The organism is Pseudomonadota bacterium (assembly GCA_038533575.1).
Taxonomy (GTDB): Bacteria; Pseudomonadota; Alphaproteobacteria; order Rhodobacterales; family Rhodobacteraceae; genus Shimia_B.
The window spans coordinates 1,598,540-1,611,938 of record JBCAYL010000001.1 but is presented as its reverse complement, the minus strand read 5'-3'; the positions used below and the strand labels follow the sequence as shown (position 1 = coordinate 1,611,938).

The window sequence follows — 13,399 nt, the reverse complement described above, 5'->3', positions numbered from 1 at the left end:
AAAGGCGCGCGCCATGGTCAAGATCGGCATTTCTCCCATCTGCTGGCAAAACGATGACCTGCCCGATCTCACCGCGGAGTTCACCATGGAGCAGGCGCTGCGCGAGGCGCGGGAGATCGGATATACCGGCGTGGAGCGGGGCCAGCGTATGCCCGGTGACACCGATGGATTGCGGGCGTATCTCGATGCGGCTGACATCGCGCTGTGCGGGGGCTGGTGCTCGGGCAATCTTCTCGTCAACGACGTGCAATCCGAGATCACCGCGATCGCGGGGCAGGTGAAGCAGTTCGTGGCGCTGGGCGCGCCTTGCATCGTCTACGCGGAGTGTTCGAACACGGTGCAGGGGCAGGCGGGGACACCAGTGAATGCGCGCCCCAAGCTCGATCGAGATGCGCTTCGTGCCTACGGCGCCAAGCTTACCGAGGTGGCGAAGTGGAGCGCGGACCAGGGGATGCCTCTGGCCTATCATCACCACATGGGCACCATCGTGGAGAGCGAGGCGGATGTGGACGCTCTCATGGAGGGCTCGGGCGAAGCGCTTGAGCTGACCTTCGACACAGGACACCTCCTCTTTGGGGGCGGGGATGTCATGGCCACCATGAAGCGCTGGGCCCATCGCATCCGGCACGTGCATTTCAAGGATATCAGGCCCGATGTCGTCGCCGATGTGCGCGCGGCGGACCGCTCGTTTCTCGACGCCGTTGTCGCGGGCGCGTTCACCGTCCCGGGAGACGGATGCATCGACTTCCAGGCCGTGGCCCACCAGCTGCGCGCGATGGACTATGATGGATGGATTGTGGTGGAGGCGGAGCAAGACCCGGCGAAGGCGCCGCCCTACGAGTACTCGAAGATGGGATACGCGCACATTCTCAAGGTCTGCGCCGAAGCCGGGTTCGAGATCAGCGCCTAGGCGATCCAGGGCGCGAAGAGCGCGCGCAGATTGACTCGCGCGCGCAGCTTCGCGGCGAGAAGGAACATGCCCGCGAGCTTGCGCTGGACGTAGAGCGTATCCATGGGCGGGATGTGCAGGAAGGCCTGGTCCTCGGCGAGGTTCATGCCCGTCTGCGCCAGTTCGCGGCGGAGCTTTTCCGCGCCGAAGTCAAACCAGCCATCGTCGTCGACACCGTCCATCCCCTTCAGGATGAGATCGAGGATCGCCTGCTTGTGCACCTCCGACGTCTCCTCGGTGTAGACCCCGAGCGCCACGGAGGCCTTGTCCATCTCGGCCCGGTCCCGCGCCATCAGCGCGGTGAGCATCATGCGATACCCCTCCGCCGTGGCCGGCGCGATCTCCCGCGCCGCGCCGAAATCGAGGAGCAGGATCTGACCCGTTTCCGGGACCACGCGGTAGTTGGCGAAGTTCGGATCCGATTGCATGTGCCCCAGTTCGAAGAGCTCGCGCAGCGTGAGTTCCAGGAGCCGCCGCACGGCCGTGTCCCGTGTGGCCTGATCGGCGGAGACAAGGCTCTCGATGGGCTGACCGGCGAGGTAGTCCATGGCGAGCACGCGCGACCCCGAGAATTCCGCGACGTAGCCCGGCACGGCATAGTCGTCCTCGGATGACAGCCACGCGCCAAACCTCTGAAGTTCCTCGGCTTCCCGCGTGTAATCCGCCTCTTCATGGAGCTGTCGCTTGGCTTCCTCGAGGAGCGGCTTAATGTCGATGCCAGGAGGCACGATACCCGACATGCGGACGAGCGCGCCGACATTCGAGACATCGCTGTCGATGCTCTCCTTCACGCCCGGATACTGCACCTTGATCGCCATGCGCCGCCCGTCATGGCCCGTCGCTTCGTGCACCTGACCTATGGAGGCCGCCGCCATGGGCCGCACGTTGAAGCGCTTGAAGCGGCGCATCCAGCCCGTGCCCCACTGGGCATCGAGCACGTCGCGGAGCTGCTTCGGCGGCATGAAATCGGCATCCGCGCGCAGCCGCCCGATGATCTCGGCCAATTCCGGAGGGAGAACGTCGCCCGCATCCATGGAAATGAGCTGCCCCACCTTCATGGCCGCGCCGCGCATCCGTGCGAGCTCGCTCGTGAGGCGGCTGATATTGCCGGGGGTGAGCATGAGACCGCGCAACTCGGGCCGCCGACCGCTCAGGAGCTCGCGCGCGCCGCCGAGCGCCACGTTGGAGGCGATGGAAAGGCCCGCGCCCCCGATCCGCGCCGCGCGTGACGTGCGCCCCACGGGGACAGCGCGCGCCTGTGCCTTCGAGGGAGGTGTGCTCTCTTCGGTCATGGGCGAGAGCTAGGGCCCGCTCACTCTGCGGCGAGGTCGCCCGCGCTGGATGCGGCAAGGAGCTCCGCGTTGCCGCCCGAGGCCGTGGTGTCGATGCACACGGTCTGTTCCAGTGTGAGCCAGCGCGCCAGATCCTTCGAGGTCACGAGCGGTACGATGGCGCCCTTTCGCGCCGCACAGGCCTCGGCCCATTCCGCGCCGGGCGTTCCCCAGTGGACGACGGCGCTGATGCTATCTTCCGGGAGGTCCGTGGGCGTGGCTTCAGGGGCGGCACGCACATCGGTGCACCCGAGCGCCCTGGCCGCGGCGGCGGCATCTGTCGCATCGGGCCCACACAGAGCACACCGCGCCGCGGCAGGGTGCGGTAGCTGTTGGCCTCGCCGGTGGGACCGGGCAGCGCGGTGAACTCGGGCGAGATGTCCGCGATCGCACCTTTCACAAAGGCCCGGAGATATCTCGGCCCGCCCGCCTTGGGCCCGGTGCCGGAGAGCCCATGCCCGCCGAAGGGCTGGGAGCCCACGATCGCACCGATCTGGTTGCGGTTGATGTAGAGATTGCCGGCCTCCACGCGGTCGATGATGTGCTGCACGCGGCCGTCGATCCGGGTGTGAAGCCCGAAGGTGAGCCCATAGCCCGTGGCGTTGATCGCATCGATGACGCGGTCGAGGTCGCGCGCCTTGAAGGTGGCGATGTGGAGGACGGGCCCGAAGACCTCCTCCGGAACGTCCTCTATCCCTGCGACGCGGAGCACGGTGGGGGCCACGAAGGTGCCCTCTTCGGGGGCTCCGAGGCGCTTCAGGACGCGGTCCTTGCGGGTTTCAATGTATCCCTCGATGCGCTCCTTCGCGGTCGCATCGATAACTGGCCCGATATCGGTCGCGGGGTCTGACGGATCGCCCAGGGTCAGCGCGTCCATCGCGCCGAAAAGCATCTTCTCGAGCGTGGGTGCGATGTCTTCTTGCACGTAAAGCACGCGAAGTGCAGAGCAGCGCTGCCCGGCGGACTGGAAGGCCGAGGCGACGATATCGGCGACGGCCTGCTCCGGGAGCGCGGTGGAATCCACGATCATCGCGTTGATCCCGCCCGTTTCGGCAATGAGCGGTACCCCGCGGGGGGCCACGCAGCGATTGATGGCCTGCGCCGTGGCGGTGGAGCCCGTGAAGCAGACCCCGTTCACCGAGGGCAGCTTTGTCAGGGCGGGGCCCACCTCGGACCCGTATCCCGGCACGAGTGCGAGGGAGCGCGCGGGGATCCCTGCCTCATGCAGGAGAGAGACCGCGCGCGCGGCAATGAGAGAGGTCGTCTCCGCCGGTTTCGCGATGACGCCGTTGCCCGTGGCAAGCGCGGCGGCGATCTGGCCGGTGAAGATCGCGAGCGGGAAGTTCCAGGGTGAGATGCAGAGCATCGTGCCCAGCGGCTCTTCCTTCATCGGCTCTGCTGCGTCCGCGTAGTAGCGCAGGAAATCAACGGCTTCGCGCACCTCGCCGATGCAATCAAGGAGCGTCTTGCCCGCCTCGTCCTGCAGGAGCCCGTAAAGCTCCGGGGCATGGTCTTCGAAGAGATCGGCCGCCTTGCGCAGAGCCGCTCCGCGTTCTGCGCTGTCGGACCCCCAGGGCGCGACCTGCCCGCCGATCTCTGCGGCCTGCGCGGCGCTCAACATCTCGATATGGCCGACGGTTGCGCCCGTTGCCGGGTTCAGCACCGCTTCGCCTGCGCCGGAGGAGCGTTGAGGACGGGACGCCTCGATCCGGGCGACGAGTTCGCCCATCTCCACCGGGTCGCCGAGGAAATGCCCGCGGGAATTGATACGTGCACCGAAAAGATCGGACGGGGGGACGACCGAGGCATTGCCGCCCATGAGCTGGCTGAACGGATCCTTGGCGACGATCTCGGCGGGCACGTCTTCATCGACGATCTGGTTGACGAAGGACGAGTTCGCACCGTTTTCGAGGAGCCTCCGGACAAGGTAGGCCAGCAAGTCCTTGTGTGCGCCTACCGGCGCGTAGATCCGGCAGCGCGTGCCGTGCTCGGCCATGACATTTGCATGCAGGCTCTCGCCCATCCCGTGGAGCCGCTGGAATTCGTAGGCCACGCCCTCCGGCGCCATCTCGAGGATCGCGGCCACGGTGTGGGCGTTGTGGGTCGCGAATTGCGGATAGATGCGGTCGCCCATCCCCAGAAGCTTCCGCGCGCAGGCGATGTAGCTCACATCGGTGGCGGCCTTCTGTGTGAAGACCGGAAAGCCGGGCCAGGCCTCCACCTGCGCGAGCTTGATCTCGCTGTCCCAGTAGGCGCCCTTCACGAGGCGGACCATGACGCGGCGCCCTAGCGCCTCGGCGCGCGCGTAGAGCCAGTCGATGACCGCCGGCGCGCGCTTGGAATAGGCCTGGATCACCACTCCGAACCCGTCCCAGCCCTTGAGCGCGGGGTCCGATAGCACCCGGTCGATGATCTCGAGCGACAGGTCGAGGCGCTCGGCCTCCTCGGCGTCGATGTTGAGCCCGATCCCGGCGGAGCGGGCGAGGGAGGCGAGCGAGAGAACCCGCGGCGCAAGCTCCTCGAGCACGCGGTCGCGCTGGAGCGGCTCGTAGCGGGGGTGCAAGGCGGAGAGCTTGATCGAGATGCCGGGATTGTCCCGGATGTCACCCGCCGTCGCCGCCTCCGCGATCTCGGCGATCGCGTCGGCATAGGCCATGTGGTAGCGCCGCGCATCGGCCTCCGTGCGCGCGGCCTCGCCCAGCATGTCGTAGGAATAGGTGAAGCCCTTCGCCTCCATCTTCGCGGCGCGGGTCATGGCAGCCTCGATGGTCTCGCCCAGCACGAACTGGTTGCCCATCTCGCGCATGGCGCGGCCCACGGCGGTGCGGATGACAGGCTCGCCCAACCGCTTCACCGCGCCTCGCAGGACGGCGGAGACGCCTTTGCCGCTGTCATCGAGCACGCGGCCCGTGAGCATGAGCGCCCAAGTGGAGGCGTTGATGAGCGGGGAGTGCGAATGGCCCAGATGCTGCCCCCAGGCGGAGGGCACGATCTTGTCCTCGATGAGGTCGTCGATGGTGGGAGCGTCGGGCACGCGGAGCAGTGCCTCGGCCAGGCACATGAGCGCGATGCCCTCATCAGTGGAGAGGCCATATTCTTCGAGGAAGAGCTCCATGAGCGAGGGGTCTGAGCCGTCGCGGATCTCGCGGACGAGGTCCGCGCCCCGTGCGGCGATGCGGGCGCGGTCTATCTCGGAGAGGGCGGCCATCTCGGTGAGGCGGCTCAAGACCTCGGTCTCGTCGGCGAAGGTGGCGGCGCGAATGGCGTCTCTCATCGTCGTCTCTCCCTTGTCGTCGTCTCCGCCTCGGATCAGGCCCTGGCGCGCATGACCATGCCGAACAAATCGCGCGGGTCGTCCGGATCGGCGATCATGTCGAGCTCGGCGTAGTGTCCGGTATCCTGCAAACGCGCATGGACGTAGCGGAGTGCCGAGAAATCTTCGGTGGCAAAGCCAACGGAGTCAAAGAGGGTGATCTGGCGCCCATCTTTGCGCCCCTGTGCCTGCCCGGTGATCACTTGCCAAAGCTCGGTCACCGGGTGGTCAGGGTCGAGTTGCTGGATCTCGCCCTCGATGCGGGTCTGGGGCGGGTATTCGACGAAGATCGACGAGCGCAGGAGGATGTCGCGGTGCAGCTCCGTCTTGCCCGGGCAATCCCCGCCGATGGCGTTTATGTGGACGCCCGCACCCACCATGTTGTCAGTGAGGATGGTGGCGTATTGCTTGTCGGCGGTGCAGGTGGTGATGATCTCGGCGCCTTCGACGGCCTCTTGCGCTGATGCGCATTTGACGATGGTCAGGCCTGATCCGGCGAGGTTTTTCGCTGCTTTGTCAGTGGCTTGTCCGTCGATGTCGAAGAGGCGCACGGTCTCGATCCCAAGGCAGCGCTGGAAGCCCAGCGCCTGGAACTCGCACTGCGCGCCGTTGCCGATGATGGCGAGGGTGCGGGCCTCTTTCGGCGCCAGGTGGCGCGCGGCGACGACGGACATGGCCGCCGTGCGGAGCGCGGTGAGCACGGTCATTTCGCTCAAGAGGATCGGGTAGCCCGTATCCACCCGCGCGAGGAGCCCGAAGGCCGTCACCGTCTGGTAACCGCGGGCCATGTTGGCCGGGTGGCCGTTGACGTATTTGAAGCCGTAGGTGACGCCGTCGGAGGTGGGCATGAGCTCGATCACACCTTCCTCGGAATGGCTGGGGATGCGGGGCGTCTTGTCGAAATCGGGCCAGCGTTTGTAGTCGGCTTCGATCTCCGCGGCGATGCCGTCGATCATCTCGGCCACGCCGATCGTGTTCACGAGCGCCATCATGTCGGCCACGGAGACGAAGGGGACCATGGCGAGGGGGGAGGGCTTGAGCATCGAGGTCTCCTTTTGGTGCATCACGCCCCGGGCCTGACCCGGGGCCTCGTGGTTTGAGGGCGGAGGCCCCAGGTCAGGCCCGGGGCGTGGCGTGCTTTGTGCGGACGCCCGGCCATCAGGCGGCCGTCGGGCGGTCGAGGATGGTGCGGCCGAGGGCAGAGGCGGCGAGGTCCACCATGAGGCGGGCGGTCTTGCCGCGCTCGTCGAGGAAGGGATTGAGTTCCACGAGATCCATGGAGGTGACGAGCCCGCTGTCGTGGAGCATCTCCATCACGAGATGCGCCTCGCGGAAGGTAGCGCCGCCGGGCACCGTGGTGCCCACGGCGGGCGCGATGCCAGGGTCGAGGAAGTCGACATCGAAGCTCACATGGAGCCGCCCGCGGGATGCGGCGACGCGGTCGAGAAAGCGCATGAGCGGCGCGCGGATGCCGTGCTCGTCGATGGCGCGCATGTCGTGGCTGTCGAGGCCGCGGTCGCGGATGAGGGTGCGCTCGGCGGGATCGACGGAGCGCAGGCCCAGCGCGCAAAACTGAGCGTGGGGCACAGGGTGCTGCAGGGGCGGATAGTGGCCCTCGAAGCCGTCCTCTCCGAGAAAGTAGGCCACGGGCGTGCCGTGCAGGTTGCCGCTCGTGGTCGTGTGGAGGCGGTGGAGGTCGGGATGCGCGTCAAGCCAGAGGACGAAGAGCGGCTGCGCCATATCGGCGGCATGGGTCGCAAGCGCGGGGACAGTGCCGGCGGAGAGGGAATGATCCCCGCCGAGGATGACTGGCATGTCAGAGCTGCGGGCCGCGGCGAGAGTCGCGCCGTGGATCGCCTGCGTCCATGCCGCGACCTCGCCCAGCCTCGTGATCGCGCTGTTCTCATGGTTGCGGGGGTGGATCTCCGGCGTGGCGATATTGCCCATGTCGGTCACGATGTGGCCGAGAGCACGAAACGCGTCCGGGAGGCCCGCGCAGCGATAGGCATCCGGGCCCATGAGGCAGCCCTTGGCATGGGTGCCTGCCTGCACAGGCGCGCCGATGAGCGTGATGTGGGTCATGTCGTCCTCCTGGGATCAAAACTAGGCGCAGCGCGGGGATGGGAGGAGTGACCAAAGTGGTCGTTTCGTGATACATGCTTTGCAAAATACTAATTATGGAGTCAAAACGCATGGATCGCACGGATCGCGCACTCCTCACACTCTTGCGCCAGGATGCCCGCGCATCCGTCACGGAGCTGGCCGCACGCGCCGGCCTTTCGCGCGTGACAGTGGCCGCGCGGCTCAAGGCCCTGAAGGAAAGCGGCACCATCCGACGCTTCACGGTCGAGCTGTCGGAGCCCATGGAGGAGGACACGGTCCGCGCCACCTCGCTCCTCGCGCTCGACCTCTCGAAGACCGATCGTGTCCACCGCGCGCTGCGCCGCATGCCGGAGATCACCGGGCTTTTCACGACCAACGGGACCTGGGCGCTCGTTGCCGTGCACGAGACGCGCAGCCTCGAGGCTTTCGACGCGCTCCTCAATGCCATGGGCAAGCTCGACGGGGTCACCAACGTGGAGACCTGCCTGCATCTCACCCGGCTGGTGTGAGCGACGTAGCAAGCGGTGCGGCAAGCTCGGGGCGGTGATCCCGTGCAAATCGAAGCTTGTGCGAATGCGGTGTGCCGGGTTCAATGGAGCGCGGGCCGCACATGCCGCCCGAAGACACGCGCACGGGCGGCGAAGATCGCTCGGCACCATGGGAGGAAAACCGAATGACTTTCGAGATGGGCCGTCGCGCCCTGATGGCTGCCGTGGCAGCCTTCGCTTTCACCGGACCGGCCGCCGCGGGCGGGCACCAGGTGGTCGATGAAATCCACTTTCTCATTCCCGGCGGCGCCGGCGGCGGCTGGGACGGCACCGCGCGGGGCACGGGCGAGGCTCTGACGAATGCCGGCCTCGTGGGCTCGGCCTCCTACGAGAACATGTCGGGCGGCGGCGGTGGCGTGGCCATCGCGCACCTGATCGAGAATGCCGAAAGCATGGACAACACCTTGATGGTGAACTCCACGCCCATCGTCATTCGCTCGCTGACGGGGGTTTTCCCGCAAAGCTTCCGCGATCTCACGCTCGTGGCGGGCACCATCGGGGACTACGCCGCGATCGTGGTGAACGCCGACAGCGACATCGGCTCCATGGACGAGCTTCTCGCGGCCTACCGCGCGGACGGCAACCGTTTTGCCATCGGCGGTGGCTCCGTGCCCGGCGGTATGGACCACCTCGTGGCCGCCATGGCGATGCAGGCGGCGGGCGAGGATCCCACCGCGTTCAACTACATTCCCTATGATGCGGGCGGCGAGGCCATGGCGGGGCTTCTCTCCGGCGAGATCCAGGCGCTCTCCACCGGCTTCTCCGAGGCCGTGGCGCTCGCTGAGCAAGGCGAGGTGCGCATCCTCGGCGTGACCGCCGAGGAGCGGGTCCCGGCCTTCGCCGACGCGCCCACCATGATGGAGCAGGGCCTCGACACGACGTTCGTGAACTGGCGCGGCTTCTTCGCGGCGCCGGGCCTGCCGGAGGAGACGCTGGCGGCCTACCAGGACGCGATCACGAAGATGTACGAGACACCCGAATGGGAAGAAGTCCGGGCCCGGAACGGTTGGGTCAACATCCACAACAACGGTGACGAGTTCCGCGTCTTCCTTGAAGACCAGGAGCAGGTGATCGGCGATCTCATGCGGACGCTGGGCTTCCTGTGATCTGACACCGGCGGTGCGCGGTGCACAGTCTACGGTTCTCCGTGGGCCGCGCCGCGCACCCCTGTTTCGGGAGATATCCATGGCCCTTGACCGCTGGATCGCGCTTCTTTTCGTGGCGTTCTGCTGCGTCTACGGCTACGCGGCGTTCTTCACGATGGACGGCCTCTTGCCGCCCTTCATGCAGCGCAACCCCGTCTGGCCCTCCACCTTTCCCAAGATGCTGGCCGTGGCGGGCTGCCTCATCGGTCTCATCGTGCTGCTCGGGCTGGAGAAGCCGACGGAGGAAAAGACACCGGGCGCCACCGACATCAACATTGCCCGGCTCGGGGAATACAAGGTGGGGCAGGCGGTGCTGCTCCTGTCTCTCATGGTGGCTTATGCGCTCTTTCTCCGTCCGGCCGGGTTCCTGCTCGCCACGACCTCTTTCCTTGTCGCGGGGAGCTTCGTGCTCGGCGAGCGCAAATTCCACGTGATGATCCCCGTGGCGCTGCTCGCGACGGTCGGGGTCTGGTATCTGGTCCAGGAGGTGCTTGGCATCTTCCTGCGGCCCTTTCCGTTCTTCCTGGGGAACTGAGCCATGCTTGAAGGCATCCTGATCGGCCTCGAAGCGGCCTTTTCCATCCAGAATCTCCTGATGGTCATCGCGGGCTGCCTCATCGGCACGTTCATCGGCATGCTGCCGGGGCTTGGGCCGATGTCGATCATCGCGATCATGATCCCTGTGGCCATCGGTATCGGCGATCCCGCGGCGGCGCTGATCCTGCTTGCAGGCGTGTATTACGGCGCCATCTTCGGTGGCTCGACCTCCTCGATCCTGCTCAATGCGCCCGGTGTGGCCGGCACGGTGGCGACCTCCTTTGATGGCTATCCCATGGCGCGCAATGGCCAGGCCGGGAAGGCGCTCACGATTGCCGCGGTGGCGTCCTTCGCCGGCGGCACCATCGGCGCGATTCTCCTGATGATCTTTGCACCGGCCCTGTCGTCCGTGGCGCTGCTCTTCCACTCCGCCGAGTATTTCGCGCTGATGGTCGTGGGGCTTTCGGCGATCGCGGCCTTTGCGGGCACCGGGCAGGTGGCCAAGGCGCTGATGATGACGATCCTCGGGCTCATCCTCGCCACCGTGGGCGAAGGCGCCCTCTTCAACATGCCGCGCTTCACGATGGGGCTCATGGACCTGCAATCGGGCATCTCCTTCATCACGCTGGCGATGGCCATGTTCGCGCTGCCCGAGGCGCTTTTCCTCGTCCTCAATCCCGCGCGGGGCGCCGGGCAGGGCGACAGCGGCAAGATCGAGAACCTGCGCTTCTCTCGCGCGGAGGGAAAGGCGATGGTGCCCGTGATCGGGCGGCAATCGCTGCAGGGCTTCTTCATCGGCGTCCTGCCCGGCGCAGGCGCGACGATCGCGTCCTTTCTCGGCTACGCGGTGGAGCGCAATATCGCGAAGGGCGAAGAGCAGGCGGAATTCGGAAAAGGCTCCGTGAAGGGGCTGGCGGCCCCGGAGACGGCGAACAACGCGGCCTGCACGGGCTCCTTCGTGCCGCTTCTGACGTTGGGCATCCCCGGCTCGGGGACGACGGCGATCCTGCTGGGCGCGCTCATCGCATTGAACGTGACGCCGGGCCCGCGGCTGATGGTGGATACGCCGGAAATCTTCTGGGCGGTGATCATCTCCATGTTCATCGGCAATCTCGTGCTGCTCATCCTGAACCTGCCGCTCATCCCTTACATCGCGAAAATTCTCGCGATCCCGCGGAATTACCTCATTCCCTTCATCCTCTTTTTCACCCTGATGGGCGCCTATATCGGGCAGAACAACGCGACGGAGCTTCTTATCCTCGTCGGGCTCGGGGTGATGGCCACGGTCTTCCGCTTCGCGGACTATCCTCTCGCGCCGCTTCTGATCGGCTTCATCCTCGGCACCATGCTCGAGGACAACTTCGCACGCTCCATGCAGCTCTACCGTGGGCTCGGCTTCGTTCTCGAGCGCCCCATGACGCTGGCGCTTCTCGTGCTGGCGGCGATCCTCGTGCTTTTGCCCAGCTACCGCGCGCGACGGGCGCGGCTCCGGGCGCAGGGCGTGGCGGACGGGGATTGATGCGCGCCGAGCACCCCTTGGCGGGCGTCCGGGTGCTCGATCTGACGAACGTGCTCGCGGGCCCCTTCGCGTGCCACCAGCTCGCGCATCTGGGCGCGGAGGTCATCAAGATCGAAGCGGTGGAGCGCGGTGATCTCGCGCGCGGGTTAGGGGCGTCGGCTGACCTCTCCGCCCGTGGCATGGGGATCAGCTTTCTCGCGCAGAACGCCGGAAAGAAATCGGTGACCCTCAATCTCAAGACGGATGCGGGCAAGGACATCCTGAAGGCCCTCGTGCGCGAGGCCGATGTCCTCGTGGAGAATTTCCGGCCGGGCGTCATGGCCCGGCTGGGACTGAGCCCGGACGCATTGCGCGCCGAGAACCCACGCCTCGTCTATTGCGCGATATCCGGCTTCGGGCAAACCGGCCCCTGGGCCGCACGCCCGGCCTATGACCAGATCATCCAGGGCGCCGCGGGCGTGATGGAGGCCACGGGTGCGCCGGATGGCGACCCCACGCGGGTGGGCTATCCCCTGGCCGACACGGTGGGTGGGCTCACGGCGGCCATGGCGATCAGCGCCGCGCTCAATGCCCGCCCGCGCGGTTGCGTCATCGACGTGGCCATGCTCGATGCCGTGCTCGCCACCATGGGCTGGGTCGTCTCCAACCATCTCATCGGCGGCGCGCATCCGGCACGGCACGGCAACGAAAACCCGACCTCGGCGCCCTCCGGCGCCTTTCAGTGCGCCGACGGGCTTCTCAACATCGCCGCCAACAAGGACGAGCAGTGGAGGCTTCTCGCGCAGCATCTCGGGCGGGAAGATCTGCTCTCCCATCCCGACTTCGCGACGCGGGAAGACAGGAAGGCCCATCGTCTCCGGCTCCGGGCCGAGCTGGAAACCGTCCTGACCACGCGCCCGGCCGCCGCATGGGAGGCCGAGCTCAATGCGCTCGGCGTTCCCGCCGGCGCGGTCCTCGACGTGGCGACGGTGCTCTCGCATCCCCAGATCCGGAACCGCGATTTTCTCGCGCGCTTTGCGGACGTGCCGGGCATCGAGGACGAGATCGAGCTCGTCCGGATCGGCGCGATGATCGACGGGGCGCGCCCGTCGGTCGACGCGCCGCCGCCGGTCCTCGGGCAGGATACCGACGCCGTCCTCGGCGACATTGGCTACGACGCCATCGCCCGGGCCGCGCTGCGCGAGGGCGGGGTGATATGACAAGCGATGTCTCGGACTGGTGGTCCACCGCCATCATCGACATGGAGCCCGGGCGCATCGCTTTGCGCGGAGAACGGATCGAGGGGCTCATCGGGGCCATGGGCTTTGCCGAGATGATCTGGTTTCTCGTGCGCGGTGACAGGCCGTCGGCCCCGCAGCTCAGCCTCTTCGAGGCCGCGCTCGTGGCCGCGGTGGACCACGGCCCCCAGGCCCCTTCCATTGCCGCCGCGCGCATGGCCGTGACCTGCGGCTTGCCGCTGAACAATGCCATGGCGAGCGCCGTCAACATGCTGGGCGATGTCCATGGCGGGGCCGGGGAGCAGGCGGTGGAGCTTTTCCACCATCTGCACGCCGATGGTACCCTCGACGCCTGGATCGAGGCGCACGGCGAGATCATCCCGGGCTATGGGCACCGGTTTCACAAACCCGTCGACCCCCGCGCGCCGCGGCTCATGGCCTTGGTAGACGAGGCGGTACGGGCTGGGGGATGCACCGGACGGTTCGCCGAGATCGCGCAGGCCTTGGAGGCCGAGCTTTCGGCGAGAAAGGGCGTGGCCCTGCCGATGAACATCGATGGGGCCACGGCCGTCATTTACGCTGAGCTTGGATTTGCGCCGCCGCTCGCGCGTGGCCTCTTTTGCCTGTCGCGCTCCGTGGGGATCCTGGCCCATGCCTGGGAGCAAGTGGAGCAGGGGGGCCGTAACAAGGGACCGACCCCACCCGACTACCGATGGACCTACACCGGGCCCTGAGAC

General features: G+C 67.0%; 10 protein-coding genes and 1 pseudogene. 7 read left to right on the top strand and 4 right to left on the bottom strand.

Annotation, left to right across the window (positions count from 1 at the left end; translation table 11 throughout):
* Window positions 1-13: 13 nt before the first annotated feature.
* A complete protein-coding gene (gene iolE, locus AAFM92_08190) occupies window positions 14-910 on the top strand; it encodes a myo-inosose-2 dehydratase (GenBank protein ID MEL7300346.1) in 897 nt (298 codons plus the stop codon).
* On the opposite strand, the gene AAFM92_08185 is transcribed toward iolE, so the two are convergent.
* The 4 genes and pseudogenes from AAFM92_08185 to rocF all read right to left on the bottom strand — a co-directional run bounded on the left by AAFM92_08185 (window position 907) and on the right by rocF (window position 7,675).
* Complete coding sequence (locus AAFM92_08185; protein MEL7300345.1) at window positions 907-2,241, bottom strand: AarF/ABC1/UbiB kinase family protein; 1,335 nt, start codon at window positions 2,239-2,241, stop codon at window positions 907-909. The genes iolE and AAFM92_08185 overlap by 4 nt on opposite strands.
* Before the next feature lie 20 nt (window positions 2,242-2,261).
* Window positions 2,262-5,554: pseudogene (putA, locus tag AAFM92_08180) on the bottom strand (bifunctional proline dehydrogenase/L-glutamate gamma-semialdehyde dehydrogenase PutA).
* 35 nt (window positions 5,555-5,589) lie between these two features.
* Complete coding sequence (locus AAFM92_08175; GenBank protein MEL7300344.1) at window positions 5,590-6,636, bottom strand: ornithine cyclodeaminase; 1,047 nt, start codon at window positions 6,634-6,636, stop codon at window positions 5,590-5,592.
* A 115-nt stretch (window positions 6,637-6,751) separates the two neighbouring features.
* On the bottom strand, window positions 6,752-7,675 hold the full coding sequence (gene rocF, locus AAFM92_08170) for an arginase (protein ID MEL7300343.1): 924 nt from the start codon (window positions 7,673-7,675) through the stop codon (window positions 6,752-6,754).
* Window positions 7,676-7,785: 110 nt separating this feature from the next.
* Here rocF and AAFM92_08165 point away from each other — a divergent pair, with 110 nt between their 5' ends.
* The 6 genes from AAFM92_08165 to AAFM92_08140 all read left to right on the top strand — a co-directional run bounded on the left by AAFM92_08165 (window position 7,786) and on the right by AAFM92_08140 (window position 13,396).
* On the top strand, window positions 7,786-8,205 hold the full coding sequence (locus tag AAFM92_08165; GenBank protein MEL7300342.1) for an Lrp/AsnC family transcriptional regulator: 420 nt from the start codon (window positions 7,786-7,788) through the stop codon (window positions 8,203-8,205).
* A 164-nt stretch (window positions 8,206-8,369) separates the two neighbouring features.
* Window positions 8,370-9,350, top strand: coding sequence for a tripartite tricarboxylate transporter substrate-binding protein (locus AAFM92_08160; protein ID MEL7300341.1), 981 nt, complete (start codon window positions 8,370-8,372; stop codon window positions 9,348-9,350).
* Between the two features lie 79 nt (window positions 9,351-9,429).
* Window positions 9,430-9,924, top strand: a complete 495-nt coding sequence (locus AAFM92_08155) for a tripartite tricarboxylate transporter TctB family protein (protein MEL7300340.1) — start codon at window positions 9,430-9,432, stop codon at window positions 9,922-9,924.
* Window positions 9,925-9,927: 3 nt separating this feature from the next.
* Window positions 9,928-11,445: a tripartite tricarboxylate transporter permease gene (locus tag AAFM92_08150; GenBank protein MEL7300339.1), complete on the top strand. Its 1,518-nt coding sequence runs from the start codon at window positions 9,928-9,930 to the stop codon at window positions 11,443-11,445.
* Complete coding sequence (locus tag AAFM92_08145; protein ID MEL7300338.1) at window positions 11,445-12,644, top strand: CoA transferase; 1,200 nt, start codon at window positions 11,445-11,447, stop codon at window positions 12,642-12,644. Before AAFM92_08150 ends, AAFM92_08145 begins: the two co-directional genes overlap by 1 nt.
* The gene (locus AAFM92_08140; GenBank protein ID MEL7300337.1) at window positions 12,641-13,396 is read left to right on the top strand and encodes a citryl-CoA lyase; all 756 of its coding nucleotides are present in this window, start codon (window positions 12,641-12,643) and stop codon (window positions 13,394-13,396) included. The genes AAFM92_08145 and AAFM92_08140 overlap by 4 nt, the downstream gene beginning before the upstream one ends.
* Window positions 13,397-13,399: the final 3 nt, after the last annotated feature.

Excerpts from the sequence above, each read along its gene's own strand:
- iolE (MEL7300346.1), top strand. The coding sequence starts at position 14 with ATGGTCAAGATCGGCATTTCTCCCATCTGCTGGCAAAACGATGACCTG.
- AAFM92_08185 (MEL7300345.1), bottom strand. The coding sequence starts at position 2,241 with ATGACCGAAGAGAGCACACCTCCCTCGAAGGCACAGGCGCGCGCTGTC.
- AAFM92_08175 (MEL7300344.1), bottom strand. The coding sequence starts at position 6,636 with ATGCTCAAGCCCTCCCCCCTCGCCATGGTCCCCTTCGTCTCCGTGGCC.
- rocF (MEL7300343.1), bottom strand. The coding sequence starts at position 7,675 with ATGACCCACATCACGCTCATCGGCGCGCCTGTGCAGGCAGGCACCCAT.
- AAFM92_08165 (MEL7300342.1), top strand. The coding sequence starts at position 7,786 with ATGGATCGCACGGATCGCGCACTCCTCACACTCTTGCGCCAGGATGCC.
- AAFM92_08160 (MEL7300341.1), top strand. The coding sequence starts at position 8,370 with ATGACTTTCGAGATGGGCCGTCGCGCCCTGATGGCTGCCGTGGCAGCC.
- AAFM92_08155 (MEL7300340.1), top strand. The coding sequence starts at position 9,430 with ATGGCCCTTGACCGCTGGATCGCGCTTCTTTTCGTGGCGTTCTGCTGC.
- AAFM92_08150 (MEL7300339.1), top strand. The coding sequence starts at position 9,928 with ATGCTTGAAGGCATCCTGATCGGCCTCGAAGCGGCCTTTTCCATCCAG.
- AAFM92_08145 (MEL7300338.1), top strand. The coding sequence starts at position 11,445 with ATGCGCGCCGAGCACCCCTTGGCGGGCGTCCGGGTGCTCGATCTGACG.
- AAFM92_08140 (MEL7300337.1), top strand. The coding sequence starts at position 12,641 with ATGACAAGCGATGTCTCGGACTGGTGGTCCACCGCCATCATCGACATG.